At 33.1% G+C, this 14766-nt stretch carries 17 protein-coding genes and 1 tRNA gene; 4 read left to right on the top strand and 14 right to left on the bottom strand.

Annotated features, from left to right (window positions below):
- Positions 1–40: 40 nt before the first annotated feature.
- The 3 genes from L1S46_RS11375 to L1S46_RS11365 are packed head-to-tail and all read right to left on the bottom strand — an operon-like array spanning position 41 to position 1530.
- Positions 41–382 carry a hypothetical protein gene (locus tag L1S46_RS11375; RefSeq protein WP_238900049.1) on the bottom strand — a complete coding sequence of 114 codons (342 nt, stop codon included), beginning with the start codon at positions 380–382 and terminating at the stop codon, positions 41–43.
- A gap of 39 nt (positions 383–421) precedes the next feature.
- Entirely contained in the window at positions 422–883 is a 462-nt protein-coding gene (locus L1S46_RS11370; RefSeq protein ID WP_238900048.1) for a hypothetical protein, read from the bottom strand.
- A 5-nt stretch (positions 884–888) separates the two neighbouring features.
- Positions 889–1530, bottom strand: coding sequence for a recombinase family protein (locus L1S46_RS11365; protein ID WP_343217253.1), 642 nt, complete (start codon positions 1528–1530; stop codon positions 889–891).
- Between the two features lie 265 nt (positions 1531–1795).
- Here L1S46_RS11365 and L1S46_RS11360 point away from each other — a divergent pair, with 265 nt between their 5' ends.
- Both L1S46_RS11360 and L1S46_RS11355 read left to right on the top strand, forming a co-directional pair.
- Positions 1796–2152, top strand: a complete 357-nt coding sequence (locus L1S46_RS11360) for a helix-turn-helix domain-containing protein (RefSeq protein ID WP_238900047.1) — start codon at positions 1796–1798, stop codon at positions 2150–2152.
- Positions 2153–2210: 58 nt separating this feature from the next.
- Complete coding sequence (locus tag L1S46_RS11355) at positions 2211–2684, top strand: helix-turn-helix domain-containing protein (protein ID WP_238900046.1); 474 nt, start codon at positions 2211–2213, stop codon at positions 2682–2684.
- A gap of 1593 nt (positions 2685–4277) precedes the next feature.
- Here the strand turns inward: L1S46_RS11355 and L1S46_RS11350 are convergent.
- Positions 4278–4799, bottom strand: coding sequence for a hypothetical protein (locus tag L1S46_RS11350; protein ID WP_238900045.1), 522 nt, complete (start codon positions 4797–4799; stop codon positions 4278–4280).
- Between the two features lie 348 nt (positions 4800–5147).
- Positions 5148–5309, bottom strand: coding sequence for a hypothetical protein (locus L1S46_RS11345; RefSeq protein ID WP_238900044.1), 162 nt, complete (start codon positions 5307–5309; stop codon positions 5148–5150).
- A 157-nt stretch (positions 5310–5466) separates the two neighbouring features.
- On the opposite strand from L1S46_RS11345, the gene L1S46_RS11340 reads away from it, so the two are divergent.
- The gene (locus L1S46_RS11340) at positions 5467–5997 is read left to right on the top strand and encodes a hypothetical protein (RefSeq protein ID WP_238900043.1); all 531 of its coding nucleotides are present in this window, start codon (positions 5467–5469) and stop codon (positions 5995–5997) included.
- A gap of 140 nt (positions 5998–6137) precedes the next feature.
- Entirely contained in the window at positions 6138–7343 is a 1206-nt protein-coding gene (locus L1S46_RS11335) for a site-specific integrase (RefSeq protein ID WP_238900042.1), read from the top strand.
- A gap of 83 nt (positions 7344–7426) precedes the next feature.
- Here the strand turns inward: L1S46_RS11335 and L1S46_RS11330 are convergent.
- The 9 genes from L1S46_RS11330 to L1S46_RS11290 form a co-directional block, all read right to left on the bottom strand.
- A tRNA-Ser gene (locus tag L1S46_RS11330) sits at positions 7427–7516 on the bottom strand.
- Positions 7517–7803: 287 nt separating this feature from the next.
- Positions 7804–8979, bottom strand: a complete 1176-nt coding sequence (locus tag L1S46_RS11325; RefSeq protein ID WP_275298994.1) for a cyclopropane-fatty-acyl-phospholipid synthase family protein — start codon at positions 8977–8979, stop codon at positions 7804–7806.
- 82 nt (positions 8980–9061) lie between these two features.
- Positions 9062–9733 (bottom strand): FadR/GntR family transcriptional regulator, encoded by a 672-nt coding sequence (locus L1S46_RS11320; protein WP_041900610.1) that lies wholly within the window; start codon positions 9731–9733, stop codon positions 9062–9064.
- Between the two features lie 21 nt (positions 9734–9754).
- Positions 9755–10342, bottom strand: a complete 588-nt coding sequence (locus tag L1S46_RS11315) for a hypothetical protein (RefSeq protein ID WP_012061154.1) — start codon at positions 10340–10342, stop codon at positions 9755–9757.
- Between the two features lie 15 nt (positions 10343–10357).
- Positions 10358–11062, bottom strand: coding sequence for an LrgB family protein (locus tag L1S46_RS11310; protein WP_017212306.1), 705 nt, complete (start codon positions 11060–11062; stop codon positions 10358–10360).
- Positions 11059–11409 (bottom strand): CidA/LrgA family protein, encoded by a 351-nt coding sequence (locus L1S46_RS11305; RefSeq protein WP_017212307.1) that lies wholly within the window; start codon positions 11407–11409, stop codon positions 11059–11061. Before L1S46_RS11305 ends, L1S46_RS11310 begins: the two co-directional genes overlap by 4 nt.
- 288 nt (positions 11410–11697) lie before the next feature.
- Entirely contained in the window at positions 11698–12147 is a 450-nt protein-coding gene (locus tag L1S46_RS11300; RefSeq protein WP_238900041.1) for a nucleoside deaminase, read from the bottom strand.
- A gap of 214 nt (positions 12148–12361) precedes the next feature.
- Positions 12362–13300, bottom strand: a complete 939-nt coding sequence (locus L1S46_RS11295) for a carbohydrate kinase (protein WP_041900614.1) — start codon at positions 13298–13300, stop codon at positions 12362–12364.
- The gene (locus L1S46_RS11290) at positions 13293–14750 is read right to left on the bottom strand and encodes a sucrose-6-phosphate hydrolase (protein ID WP_238900040.1); all 1458 of its coding nucleotides are present in this window, start codon (positions 14748–14750) and stop codon (positions 13293–13295) included. Before L1S46_RS11290 ends, L1S46_RS11295 begins: the two co-directional genes overlap by 8 nt.
- Positions 14751–14766 lie beyond the last annotated feature (16 nt).

The raw sequence follows: 14766 nt of genomic DNA, 5'->3' as shown, positions 1-14766 counted from the left end.
AAGTTATTGGGCCGATTATACTGTGGTGCAATTAAGATGCTTAATTTTTGTCCTCTAGCCATTGCTCCAACTCTTGAATCCTTTTATCAGGGTGTAGCTCATTGCATCTTAGATACCATACCTCATTGCTCAAGCATTGTAACTGCCATTCACAAGGCAACTCACCCAAGAGGTACTGAGGCACAGACCCCGTAATATAAATAGTAACTTTGGTTTTATGTGTAGTACAATACTTAATATCAGTATCTTTGACAGCAACACCTCTCTTTATCAGCATCTTTACTACCGTAGTCAGACTGCTCCAAACGAATATTGGGTCACTATAACTACCACAACCCGAGCATTTGTCCTCAAACCTATTAGTGCAAGGTGTTGCACACATAGGACAGAGTTGCACATATTTCATAAATAGCTACCTCCTTTAATCATACATAAGCATAGTTACACTTTGTATAGCATCTGCATCGTAAGTATTGTTCAAATATTGGACAAACTCGTCTACCACTTCTTGTACCCTATCATCAACACTCTTAACGCCGTCACAGCAGTAGGTTTCGTAGTAAGCTAAGACAGGTACTACTAAAGGAGTGTGGTCATCACTGGTGGTTTCCTTATACAATCTCCATTTTATCGGCAACCTACCCAGTATCTCTATTTGATAGCTATGCCGTAGCTCTATGTGTATGTTTATAATGTACTTATTCTTTGAGCCGTTCACTAATTGTGTAAAATGAGCCACTCCGAGTAATTCAATACCTATTTCAAATAGTCTGTCAGCGAGGTTGCGACAGTGTCTAGTAACAGGTACTAAGCTTAATATGTTGCATTTATTGGAATTACGATGATGATACTTCCTACACTTCAAACAATATAGGTCACTCATACGCACTACACCTCCTCTTTAAAGCGTTTAGCATACTTATAGTAGGTGGATTTCTTCATATTCAACTGTTTCATCAACTCGAAGGGTTTTATCTGGCCATTGACTACTTTTGCATATTCATCTTTAAATTTCTTGTAGTCCATAGCGACTGGTCGTCCGTATTTATCCCATTCTTTGCGGTCTTTCATCGCCTGTATGCCCTGTTTTTGTCGTGTTTCACGCTTGAGCATCTCTGCGTGTGCGATGACTGCATACATTTCTATAAGCATATTATTGATGGTTTCCATTAACATAGAAGCCATTGAATTATCCAGCTTACCATAATCTATTAAGGTTGTGGGTATCTCAAGTATCATAACTCGTACACCAGCATCTTTAAAATGACGTAACTCCTTGAGCGTATCTTCTTTATTACGCCCAAGACGGTCAACCTCACTGATTATAATACAACTGCCTGATTTCGCTACTCTTTTGAGAGCTTGATAGTCTGGACGATTGAAGTTTTTACCTGTGCATTGGTCTGTAAACATTACATCAATAGTAATGTTATTTGCCTGACAGTAGTCCTCGATAGCCTTAACGCCCCTGTCGAGGTGTTGTTCTTGTGTTGAAGTTCTGTGATAACCGTATATAGCCATATTATTCATTCCTTTCCTTGCGGTTTTTATTGGCTTTAGCTTAGCATATTCAGTCTATAAAAGTCAACACTTATCGTAGACTATTACATAAAGTTCTATGTATATATTTATAGACTTATTTTCACCTTATTTTTGGTATGCTATGAAAGTATACATTTTTAGACTAGCTTAGAAAAATTTAGATTAAGAAAAATTACTTTAGATTAATTAAGATTGAATTAGGCCTGACTCGTAGATTAACATAGATTAATTTAGATTAAAGGAGGATAAAAATATGAGTAAGCTACTCACAATCGCAGAATTATCGAAAATAACAGGTTTAGGGGTAACTACTATTAGGAGGCGTGTAGCGGCAGGAACGCTACCGTATACTCGTGCTAATGCTAACTCAGGTAAGCTTTTATTTAATGAGGAGTTAGTACAGACTGTCTTACACAATGAGGCTTATAGCCACCTTAAAGGGTGTGATATGGGTGATATGATTGATACAAAAGAACCAGAAACGCAGAACACCAGTTATCTAGGAAGCTTATTTAAACCGTCAGACCCTTGGGAGGCCGAAGCGGAGCGAGATGTAAACTTTGGCTATAAGCCGAGAAACGTCGTTAAATCAGCAAGCTTCACTAAATAAGCTTTATTTGGAGGTGTACACAATGAACTTACAGAACCTATCGACAGACGAAAAACTCTTGGTATTACGAACAACAGCTGGATTGCAACAGCTAGAAGAATGGCTAGCAGAAGGTAATTCACTAGGTAAGATTGCCCGTATAATCGGCATCCACACAGAAACTATGTATAGGTGGCGAGACAAGCATACCGATATAGCAGTAATAGTAGCACCATATGCACCTATCGCATCAGAAACGGTAGCAGATATGAGCAGACCACCTGCATGTCGCATTATATGTGCCTACGATGACAGAAAAACATCTATTTTAGGCACAATATACGACGAATACGAAACTCCAGAGGATTTATGGAATAGTGAATTTATGAAAGAATACTTTGATTTTTGGGGCGTTGACCCAAGCAAATACTATCCACAATACTATGAGGCACTTAAGGCTAAAGGTGTGTACCACCTAAGTCATTATATATGTATTGCATACTGCGAAATTAATGCCAAAGGCAAAATAAAACCTTTAGCACCCACAATCTAATTTTTTATAAAGGTGGTTTCAAGCTCTTTAAAATGTCAGGTATATAAATATACTAAAAGAAGATTCAAAGACGCTTGAAGGCTCTAAAAATAGCATATTAAATAGGAAGTGCAGTTGGTGTACTTCCTTATTCTTTTATTTGGATAAAAATATGAATTAGTACGAACACGCTGTATGTAAAAAGGAGTGATTATAATAGCTACAGGAGCGACATTAAGAGCTTTACGCATAAAGCTAGGGTTGAAACAAAAAGAGCTGACGGAAAAATACAAAATTCCGGGACGTACACTTTCCGATTAGAAAAATTTAGTAAGAATATCGCCTGATTATATATTAGAACTACTGTTAAACACCATAACTATTGACTATAGCATAGACGAAGCTACAAGGGATGCAATTTTCATAGCGAGGATTAAAAGCAACACAAGCTTTAAATAACCCTGCACTCTTGTAGTACAAGGTTACCTTATGTAAAACACTCTATAATGATTAAAAACTGCGGAGTCATCAAGCAATCTTTATACCCGATAAATCCAGTCATACCAACACTTCTTGCCTGTTTTATTTGTATATAATTGAGGCCCAACGACATATTGTATTTTTATATAAAAATACATTCATTTTTATATTTTTTACTCATAATTTACTTTAGTAAATTTGGGGCCGTTAATACCCAATATTATATCTGCATTTACTGCACAACCCCATATTTGGTGGGGTTAATAATATTTTTTATATGTATCTCAGAGAAAATCAGGCCCTGCTAATATTAGTATATAAATCATAATCTGTATGTGGGTAACCTTAAGGTGAGAAAGGAAGTCAGCACAGGGCGTGCGAGTTTTACTACCTCAAATCACAGTTTATAAAGGAGTAGATGAACGAGTTACATACGCATCTGTGGGTACTTCTACTGCTTAAATGGGTTTTATACCGTGATAACGACACTCCCTGAGGCCGATGAACAAATATTACATACCATTTATCAAGAACAGAACGACAAAGATTCGGATATTTAAGGGTTTTAAAAGTATATTCCTTTAAAGGTGCAATGCTTTATAATAATCTTTATGTTATAAAAACTGGGGGGCCGACAATCAATATTTACACCTCAAAAAACCAGTTGTATCAACACTTCTTGCCTGTTTTATCTGCTTAAATTAGGGGACTTTCGTCTTTAAATCATTATTATTATTTAAATACGAAAGGATTATGAAGGAACACTAGCATAGTGAAGTATAATTTCACTCATACTTGTTATTTTTATTTGTATATAATTCATAGATTATAATACATAAATCGTACTTCATAATCCATAATTAATAAATCCATTTATAGGCCGGTTTATAGGGTTTAAACCTCGAATATTATGTGTCTAAAACCTTCATAATCCTTGAAGGTTTTATCAGTCACACCTCATATAATCGCCTCTAAGCCACTTTACCCTCTTACCAATACAAATACACCAATACATACTACAAAACTCCACAAGAGTGATTACAGAGCGTATAAAGCATAAAAATTTAACAAACCTAGAGTCATAATTTCCTAGGCGTACATGTTTTTTATTTAGAGTTATAACGCTTGTAGGTTTTACTTGCTTATATCCTCAGTATTATCAAGGTAGTTCATAATTCTTTTCTTGCTAATTTTAACACAATCCTCACTAATATCAGTTCCAATGACTTTAGCACAACAGTTAGTACGCAACGCACTAAGTAGACTTGTCGAAGTTCCGCAGCAAGGGTCAAGAACAACACTATCACCGTGTTGTATGAACCTTTTAGCCAACTCGTCAAACACATCTAAAGGTTGTTCCCATTCGATTTCACGGGCTTTATTGGCAGGTTCAGCAGTAATCAAATCACTATAAATCTCGCCTTTATAGCTAGTGCCACAAGTCATATGTATAACAGGTTTTGCGAAGCTACTTACACCAATCCAGCTTAAATTAGCAGAACGCCTTGGAAACACGGTTGTTATAGTCCAGTTATAGCGTAACCGTGTATCTTCCCTCAGTGCATCTAAAACTTGAGGAAGTGCAGCATATCCAGTCATGCAAACAAGACTTGCTATTCCGTCTTTTTTAAGTACCCGTCCAGCGAGGTGGCTCAACGCTTTATAAACATTAAGGTAGGCCGACGAGTAAGGTAAATCAGTAAGGATTAGGTCCACGCTGCTATCGGCAACCCAGTCCATATCATCATTAATTAAATCCAAACATCTTATATCCACCTCAGGAACAGCACCTGAGGTGTTTTTTCGTCGTGCAGCTTTTATTTGCCGATTAAGGATAGCTTGACAACTACGGGAGCTGAGTGACTGTCGCTCTTGCATCAAGTCTAAAACACCAGGTGCTTTTAATGCTCTTAGACCTCTTGCATCAAGTTTGTTGAGTATCTCAGGGTGCTGTTTCAGGTATGGGTGGGATAGATACTCAGGAGGTGTGTCCACGATGGTTAATTATCCGGTTTTTATTAGTTCTTGACGTACTTTTTCTACTGTGACGTGACTAACACCGAGTTGTCTACCTATAGACCTAGATGATAAAGAAGGTTCTAATTTAATTTGTGTTTCTATTAATTTCCTCTTCTTAGACGCTGAAATCTTCACAGGTTGCTTCATTTTTACCCTCCATAAAATCGTATAGTCAGATTATACAGTAATATCAAGGATTACACCATAAGCCAGTAGGCCGATAATAAATATTTGTTTTATTTGCCACTCATTGCTTAGGATGTTCAGAAAATAGAGTAAAATCAAACAAAAATTTTAGGAGGTAATGACTATGAAAAAAGTAAAAGAAATGACAGTCTGTATGGGGACAGGAAAGGTATGTTTTAGAGTAAGAGATGCTTACAATCAGCTGATTGAGGTGATGCAAGGCATAGACGCACTTAAGGCCGGTGAACAGAACGACACTATGGCTTATGAGGTAGCACATACAGCTATGATGGCAGTAAAAAATGACCTTAGCAAACAGGTACACAAGACTTGTCTAAATTGTGAAGTAGAAGCAGCAAAGCAAGCAGTAAAGAAAGCTGAGAAGTCTATACGAGAGGCTGTAAGGGTTTGTAACGAAGCTTCGGATATTGTTTTGTGCAGATTACTTGCTGACAAAGAACACTTTGAGATTTCTAAGCTATACAACTTATGGGATGCTGCTCGCTTAACTGATTTAGATTGTATAGAAGCCGAGCTAGCGCTACTAGAAGCATACAACGTACGCAACATAGCTAGGGAAGTGCTTAAAGTTAAACAGGAATTGCTTAATAGGTTATGCCCTCAGGGTATAGAGCTTGATAAAATTTAATACACAAATAAGACCATCTATCACTTCCTATTTATATAAGCCGATGCTATGACAGTAAAATTTCTTATGTTTTATTAGCCACAAAATCAGGCTGTTCCAAACACTACTTAATTTTTAAAAGATTTAAGGAGTGTTTTATTATGCAAAATAGCGATAAAATGTTGCAGTACCTAAAAGCCAATGTTAATATTGACTGGTATAGCGTACAACAAGATATGGATAAAAAAGAACGTGAAAATTATTTAGCACTTCACACATATAATGTATGGCAAGGTTCAAATGGCAAATGGTACACATATTTACCCGAAAAAGAAGGTAGAAAGCAGGTTAAGCGAACTACAGAAGCTAAGCTACAAGATGCTATTGTAGACTATTATAAATCACAAAAAGAAGAGCCTACAATTGGTAGTGTCTACTATGACTGGATAAACCAAAAAATTGAAGATAAAGAAATAAGTCGAGGTACTTTTGATAGGTACTCTAATGACTACAAACGCTTCTTTGCTGATAAGGAAATTGCTAGTAGAAAAATTGCAAGTGTAACCGAGGATGACTTGGTTTTATTTATTCGCCAAACCATTATAGGTCATAAGCTTACTCACAAGGCTTACTCAAACTTCCGTACACTTGTGCTTGGAATATTCAAGTTTGCCAAGCAAAAGAAGTATACAACAATTAGCATTTCGACTTTTATACAAGATTTAGCATTGCCTAAAACCATTTTTGCAAAAGTCATAAGGAATAAGGAAGACCAGATTTATCTGGAAGATGAGATACCGAAGGCTGTTGAGTACCTAAAAAGCAATCCAACAATTGTAAATCTAGGACTACTGCTCGCTTTTCAAACAGGTTTACGCTGTGGTGAATTAGCAGCCTTAAAACCAACAGATATCGTTGGCAAGGCCATACACGTACGGAGGCAAGAAATTAAATATAAGGACGAGGTTACTCAAAAAACCATCCCTGAAATCAAGGCGTATCCTAAAACTGACTGCGGTAACAGATATGTCATAATAACTGACAACGCCTTAGAGACGATTGAAATGGTTAAGAAACTTAATCCAACCGGTGAATTTTTATTTGAGGCGAATGGCATTAGATTAAAATACTATAATTACAACAATGGTATATCTCATATGTGTAAGGCTCTGAACATTACTCAAAAGTCGATGCACAAAATAAGAAGGACTTATGGAACGACGCTTATAGATGAGGGAGTAGCTGAGAGTATTATTGCTCAGCAAATGGGCCACTCCGATATATCAACTACAAGGGCTTTTTATTACTTCTCTAATAAGACTCGAAAAACTCAAGAATCCCAAATAGAAAAAGCTCTTAGTTTCTAAAAGGTAATCAGAGGTAATCACCTAAATTAAAATAAAAATAGCTCTTAACCCATTGATTTTACTAGGGGTAAGAGCTATCTAATTGGCGGAGAGAAGGGGATTTGAACCCCTGATAGAGTTGCCCCTATACACGCTTTCCAGGCGTGCTCCTTCGACCACTCGGACATCTCTCCATATAGTATTTAATGCTTTATTATAATATCATATAATTGTTATCGATTCAACTGAATATTTTATATATAGAAATCCTATCATTTAATACAATAGAATCTATTTATTCATGTTCAATATAAACCATCATCCTTCCATCTTCGTAATTAATGCAAATAATAGGCAGAAATACTTAAAATTTAAGTACTTTTGCCTACTATAAATTACTTCTAAATTTAATTGACTATCATTTCTATAATGAAATAGATAGTAATACCACAAATTTATCTCTTAAAGTGCTTATCTAAACTTATTTATACATATACTCTCTAGTCCATGGTAAATCGTTGTTTACTCCTTTATTGAATACGAATTGATGAATACTTATATTTCCGGAGTTAAAAGATGCCGCACAAGCATTTAAATACAATCTCCACATTCTTATAAATGTTTCATCCTTAGTCTTCCTTATCTCCGGCAATGCATTCTCAAAGTTCTTTGCCCAATGCTCCAAAGTTCTTCCATAATGAAGTCTTAAGTTTTCTGCATCGATTAAAGTGAACTTTTCATCCGACATACAATTGATTAGCTCTCTAACTGCTGGAACATATCCACCTGGAAATATATATTTATCAATCCATGTATTATTTCCTCCAACCTCTGTTGATGTTATGCAGTGGAGTAAAGATACACCTTTATCATTTAATAAGTTATTGACATTTGAAAAATACTCTGCAAGATGATCTTGCCCTACATGTTCTAACATTCCCACACTAACTATTTTATCAAATGTTCTATTTTTTAGTTCCCTGTAATCTACAAGTTCAACTTCAAGAAGATCCTCTAATCCTTCATTTTTTATTCTTTCTTTAACTTTTGCTAATTGTTCAGAACTTAAAGTTATGCCCATCGCTTTTACCTTATATTTTTTTGCCGCAGATATTATCAGTTCACCCCAACCACAACCTATATCAAGTAGTGTTTCTCCTTCTTTTAAGTTTAACTTTTTAAGAATATGCTCTACTTTATTCTTTTGTGCTCGAGTTAATGAATCACTTTTTGATTTGAAGTATCCACATGAATATGTCATAGTATCATCTAACCATAATTTATAAAAATCATTTCCAATATCGTAGTGGAACTCAATATTTTTCTTGCTATTTTTGATACTATTTGTAGCCATCCTTAGTAAATTTGCATATTTGTCACTATTACTCAAAAAACTTTCCTGATTATTATATAAAGATTCTATAACCTTTTGAATGCTTCCTTCAATATCTATTTTTTTAGTCATATAAGCTTCACCAAATGTTAATGAAGGGTCCTTTATAATATCGGCTTTAGGAATAGGCTCATTAAATATTATTCTGAATTCTGGATTCCCTTCCCCATAAATTTCTGAACTTCCATCCCAAAGTTTTAATTCAAAAGTATCTGAAAATAAATTCTTAAATAATGTTTTGTAAAATATTTTATCAATAATCATGATAATCATCTCCCTATTTAAAATTAATTATTAAATATAGAACTTTAAACAGAAATATGCAAATTAAATTTCTAAATAGATTCTAAACAATATGATTTAATTCCAAGTGTTTTTGTGCCGCAATTGAAGCTGCATTAGAATCATGATCTTTTAAAGCTCTCCATATTTCTTCATGATGATTTTTTACAGGTATTTTATTAATAGTATGAACTTTTGAATTTTCAATATATTTTTCAACCAAAGAAGATATAGAAAACATTATAGTTGAAATTAAGTGATTGCCAGTAGCTTGCGCTATTTTATAATGAAATTTTTTGTCTAATATAGCACAGGCTTCAATATCTGAATTATTATTTAATTCGTCCATTATTTCCTTCAATTCTATAAGTTGTTCATCAGTTATATTTTTAGCAGCGATAGCTGCTGTTTCTGGTTCAATTATTTTTCTAAGCTCAAGAACATCCTCACTTTTGCTTCCTAGAAGTAAGAATACAATAGATAAAGGTTCAAGCAGACTATTTTCAAAATTTTCATTGATAAAATTCCCTTCCCCGTGCTTAGATTCTATAAGTCCAAGCATTTGTAAAGATTTTAGTGCTTCTCTAACAGATGCCCTGCTAACCTCAAGCTTCTCACATAAATCTCTCTCAGATGGTAACTTATCTCCACTCTTTAGTTCTCCTCTTTTAACAATTTCTTTTATTTGCTCTATTACTATTTCATATATTTTTGTACTCTTCACAGGACTTAACATCGATATCATCCTCTCAAAACTTTATATGTTTGCTTTTGATAAGTAGTTAAGTAATTCGTTGTAATTTTTTTCTGCTAACAGTTCTTTATTTTTTGAATTCTCTATTTTATGATTATGTATACTAATATTTTTTCTAAAGCTATCCAATGTGTTCATAATAGCAATTTTAAAAAGAGGAATACTATCAATTATTCTCTTTATTCCATATACATATTCATCATCACTTAGTTTAAAACATTGAAATAATCCAGAGGTCAACCTCCCATCAGAAAAGATATAAATATATCTATCGCTCATTTCATCAGATAAATTAACTTCTATTTTATGCTTATACAGTCTAAAAACAACATCTCTACTTTTTATAAATACTGGAAATATACTTGAAAAAAGCATCGCCATATTATTATCTTCCTCATCAATTAAACCAGAGAAGTCATTTTCATTAAGCTTCATTATAATTTCATCTGTGAATATGCTATTTTTTATCTCTTTTCCTAACTTTACTTTTAGCCTCTGTTCTCTCTCTTCAATTAATAAATTATCAATAGAACTAAATAACTTATTAATTGGACTCTCTCCCTTTTTGTAGTTATTTTTATCTCCATTCAAAGATAATCCCCCTAACTAATTTAAAAATACTGAAAATAAACTCCATAATACAGGTGCTATCAGTACAGTCACAATCCCAGAAATTGCAATAGTTAAACTACTCATAGCGCCTTCAATTTCACCTATTTCCATAGCTTTTGCTGTCCCAACAGCATGTGATGAACTTCCCATGGCAATTCCCATTGCTACTTTATCATTTATCCTTAATATTTTATATAGAAATGGTCCAATGATAGAGCCCAATATTCCAGTAATTATAATGGCAACAACAGCTACAGAAGGAAGCCCCCCTAACTGTTTAGATAGCGCCATTCCTATAGGAGTTGTTATGGATTTAGGAATTAATGATTTTGTAAGCTCGCTTGAAAGATTAAATGCCTTCGAAAGCAGAATTACAGATATCATCCCAGATACAGCTCCAAATAAAATACCTGATAAAATAGGCAGAGCATTTTCTTTAAACAAAGAAAACTTTTTATATAATGGTAATGCTAATGCAATAGTTGCTGGAGCCAAAAAGAAAGAAATTATTTGTCCCCCGCTATTATAATCATCATACTTAATATTAAATTTTAATAAAAATGTAATTAGAATTACTATTGCTATAAGTAATGGATTAAATATTGAAAGCTTAAGTTTTTGTTTTATTAAAAGACCTATTTCATAAGCAATAATAGATATTAAGACTCCAAAAACAGGTGAATTTATCATATCATTCATTTTGAAGTCACCTTCCTTAAAAATTTAACAACGTAGGCAGTCACAATCCAAACTACAAATGTAGAAATAACAATTATAGTGGAGAAAGGTATAATCTTGCCTTTAATTGCTTGAAATGATGTCACTAACCCTACCCCTGCTGGGATAAATAAGAATGACATATGAGTTATTAATACCTCACATATATCTTCAATCATCTCAACTTTAACAATTCCAAAATATAACGCTAAGAAAAGAAAAATGAGACCTAAAACTGTGCCTGGTATAGGTAATTTAAAAACTACTTGTACTATTGTTCCTAAAAAATATGATACTAGAATAATCATTAACTGCTTTAAATACTTCAACTAAAAATCACCTCTTGTTTAAAAATCATTGGTATAGTGGTCTGACCAGTTGCTATTACTATATCATATTTATTTTTATATCTCAACTTCATAATATTCTAAAAATGTGATTTTATTCCCCATATTTCCAATTGGCTCTCACTAACTACCTATATCTTTACTAATCTCTTTAAATAAGAAAAGCACCTTAAATCTAATACTTTTAAGATTTAAAGTGCATAGTTTATTTCTATATTGCAATAAAATTTAAAATTAATTCCATTCTTAACTATATATATTTTTTATAATTTATTTATACTTATTTCTTCTCTGGCAAAAAAACTCAAACATGATATCAGAACATTCTTTATCATATAGCCATTTGGTACTTACAAAAGAATTTAACCATTTATTATCTGTAACATCAATTACCGAACCACAAGCACCCATATCTTTATTAAATGTTCCTATATATACTTTAGATATTCTACTCTGAATTATCGCCCCTGCACACATGGGACAAGGTTCTAATGTAACATACATTTCAGCTCTATTTAATCTCCAATCTCCAATAAATTTCGAAGCTTCTTTAATAGCTAAAATCTCAGCATGAGCAGTACTATCATTTAAGGTTTCTTTTAAATTATGAGCTCTTCCTATTATTTTATCATCCAATACAATCACTGCTCCTACTGGAATCTCCCCTTTTTTCATTGCCATCTTAGCTTCTTCTTTTGCAATTTTTAGAAAATCAACCATTTGTAATGCTCCCATCATGAATTTTCTTGACTAAATATTTTTAATATTATATATGTTCCTTTCTCAATATTCTACCATATAATAAAAATATAAAATCATAAGTTTCATACTCATTATTATTAACTTATATTCAATAATCAAATAAAAATCCAAAAATATAGAAGGGATATATTTAAAATATCTCCCTCCTATATATGAATTCATCTAACTCGGCTTAATTTAATTCGTTTAGTGTCGGCATTGAGGCTATAGCCCCGTAGTTGGTGCATGTTATTGCACCTACCTTATTTGCAAATGAAACTATCTCTTTCCATCTATCAAAACTTATACTCTCTTTGTCATCAATATCGGATACCTGCCTTAATACTGCTCCAACAAATGCATCTCCCGCACCAGTGGAATCTACTTGCTTAATTTTTATAGATGGTATTACTTCATTCTTTCCATTAACACTTAAGTATGTGCCCTTAGACCCTAAAGTAACCGTTACAACCTTAACTCCAATTTCATGTAACTTGTTAACAGCGCTTTCTATATCTTTTTCTTTTGTTATTAAATATAATTCTTCATCACTTAGTTTCGTAAAGTTACTGTATCTCAAGAATTTAACACAATCCTCAACAAACAACTCTAACTTGTCTTGAGTGATTAGTGCATCGCGGTAATTAGGATCAAATGATACATATATGTTATTAGATTTCGCATATTCTAATAGTTTAAAATATGTCTTTTTTAACTCTCCATCTAAAAATCCCGTTGCAGACCCAAAATGAATTATATCTGAATTACTTATCTTTGATAAATCTATATTATCAAACGAATATTCCCCATCACTACCTCTTAGGAAGTCAAAGTTACGTTCACCATTTGCATCAATTCCAACTAATGCAATTGTTGTACTTCCTCTTTCTACAGTCATATCAGTATTTATATTCAAGCTTTTTAGCAGCTCAACTAAATGCTTACCAAAAAAATCATTACCTACTTGTCCTAAAAAATAAGCATTACCTTCTAATTTACAAATACTCGCCGCTACATTTGCTGGTGCTCCACCTGCTTTTTTCTCAAATTTCTCTCCATTTTTTAAACCTTTATTATCTACACAAACCATATCAATTAAAAGTTCCCCAATGCAAAAAACATTATTATTCATACTTCACACTCCTTAAGTTCCACATATTTAGCTCATTAATTGTAATTTTGCTATCATTTCTTATTTGAAGTTCTAATCCTTCACTCTTAGGATAATATGTTAATGTTGTTACTTCTAATCCATATTGATAATATATTTCCATCACAGAATTGTCAATGAATACATTCATTTTTAGTTCTTTTGAAGAATTTAATTTGAATTTTCTTATGCCTTTTCCGCCAATATTCATATTACTTCTATCAACTGTACATAGTTGTCTTTTATTATCATATGTTATCAGAATATATTCGTCATTAAATTTAAATTTAACTTCTGTAGATTCAATATCCTCAACTTCTATACTTATCATTATTTCTACTGAACGAGACTCTAAAGCTAAATTGTAGTTATTCAAAGTTAGCCCTTTAATATTTATTAATTCATTTTCTCTTAAATTTCTCATTTCATTAATGGGCTTTTGATAAAGGACATTATTCTTATACTCTAAAACTCTAGGCATAGTTAATGAATACATCCATCCATGCTCATATGTCGGGTATTCAGAGTCCCTATCTGGCATTCCGATCCATCCAATCATTATATTTTCACCATTATGCTTAAATATTTGTGGAGCATAAAAATCAAATCCCATATCTAATTCTTTAAATCTACTATGATTTTTCAACTCAACGCTCTCTATATCTAGCTCACCAATTACATACCCTGACTGATATAAATTTTGATTTTTCAATTCTTCTTTTTCTAAACCTTGTGGTGAAAATATAAATGCATGTTTGCCTTTACTTATCCTCATTATATTGGGACATTCCCACATGTATCCAAAGTCCTTCATATCGGTTTTTAACTCACCAAGCAAGTTCCATTTAACTGAATCTATTGATTCATAAATTAAAGCTCTTCCTTTTAAGTCTTCACTTTGAACACCTAATATCATGTAATAAGTGTCATCTTCTATAAATACATATGGATCTCTAAAGTGAGCTGTATATCCATTTGGCTGTTTATCTATAATTACTCCATGTTTCTCTATTATTCCATCTTTATGATAAATGGCTAAGCACTGATATGACTCTCTTTCTCCATTTGGACCTTTTACGTTTCCTGTGTAGTATAACTTTAACTCATTATCTTTAACCACTCCACAACCTGAATAGCATCCATTTCTATCGAACCAATCTTGAGGTTTTAACGCCATTTGGGGCTTAGTAAAGTTAATGAAGTTGGTTGTTGTTACTAATCCCCAGTGCTTTGTTTTATGCTCACATCCAAATGGATTCCATTGATAGAATATATGAAACTTATTGTCATAATAACTTAATCCATTTGGGTCATTGATCAAACCAAATGGCATCTCAATGTGAAAGTTGTTTCGCCATATACTCATTTCTTTATTACTGTAATAATTATTTAATTTTTGGTTTATTTCCTGGTATGATTTTGGGTTTGGCATCTTTCCTCTTCTCCTA

Origin of the sequence: Clostridium sp. YIM B02500 (assembly GCF_022324665.1) — a bacterium.
GTDB lineage: Bacteria > Bacillota > Clostridia > Clostridiales > Clostridiaceae > Clostridium > Clostridium beijerinckii.
This window is presented reverse-complemented; position numbering and strand designations above follow the sequence as displayed.

Excerpts from the sequence above, each read along its gene's own strand:
- L1S46_RS11340 (WP_238900043.1), top strand. The coding sequence starts at position 5,467 with ATGACTATGAAAAAAGTAAAAGAAATGACAGTCTGTATGGGGACAGGA.
- L1S46_RS11375 (WP_238900049.1), bottom strand. The coding sequence starts at position 382 with ATGTGTGCAACACCTTGCACTAATAGGTTTGAGGACAAATGCTCGGGT.
- L1S46_RS11290 (WP_238900040.1), bottom strand. The coding sequence starts at position 14,750 with ATGCCAAACCCAAAATCATACCAGGAAATAAACCAAAAATTAAATAAT.
- L1S46_RS11370 (WP_238900048.1), bottom strand. The coding sequence starts at position 883 with ATGAGTGACCTATATTGTTTGAAGTGTAGGAAGTATCATCATCGTAAT.
- L1S46_RS11335 (WP_238900042.1), top strand. The coding sequence starts at position 6,138 with ATGCAAAATAGCGATAAAATGTTGCAGTACCTAAAAGCCAATGTTAAT.
- L1S46_RS11360 (WP_238900047.1), top strand. The coding sequence starts at position 1,796 with ATGAGTAAGCTACTCACAATCGCAGAATTATCGAAAATAACAGGTTTA.
- L1S46_RS11365 (WP_343217253.1), bottom strand. The coding sequence starts at position 1,530 with ATGAATAATATGGCTATATACGGTTATCACAGAACTTCAACACAAGAA.
- L1S46_RS11300 (WP_238900041.1), bottom strand. The coding sequence starts at position 12,147 with ATGGTTGATTTTCTAAAAATTGCAAAAGAAGAAGCTAAGATGGCAATG.
- L1S46_RS11325 (WP_275298994.1), bottom strand. The coding sequence starts at position 8,979 with ATGATTATTGATAAAATATTTTACAAAACATTATTTAAGAATTTATTT.
- L1S46_RS11295 (WP_041900614.1), bottom strand. The coding sequence starts at position 13,300 with ATGAATAATAATGTTTTTTGCATTGGGGAACTTTTAATTGATATGGTT.
- L1S46_RS11310 (WP_017212306.1), bottom strand. The coding sequence starts at position 11,062 with ATGAATGATATGATAAATTCACCTGTTTTTGGAGTCTTAATATCTATT.
- L1S46_RS11320 (WP_041900610.1), bottom strand. The coding sequence starts at position 9,733 with ATGTTAAGTCCTGTGAAGAGTACAAAAATATATGAAATAGTAATAGAG.
- L1S46_RS11345 (WP_238900044.1), bottom strand. The coding sequence starts at position 5,309 with ATGAAGCAACCTGTGAAGATTTCAGCGTCTAAGAAGAGGAAATTAATA.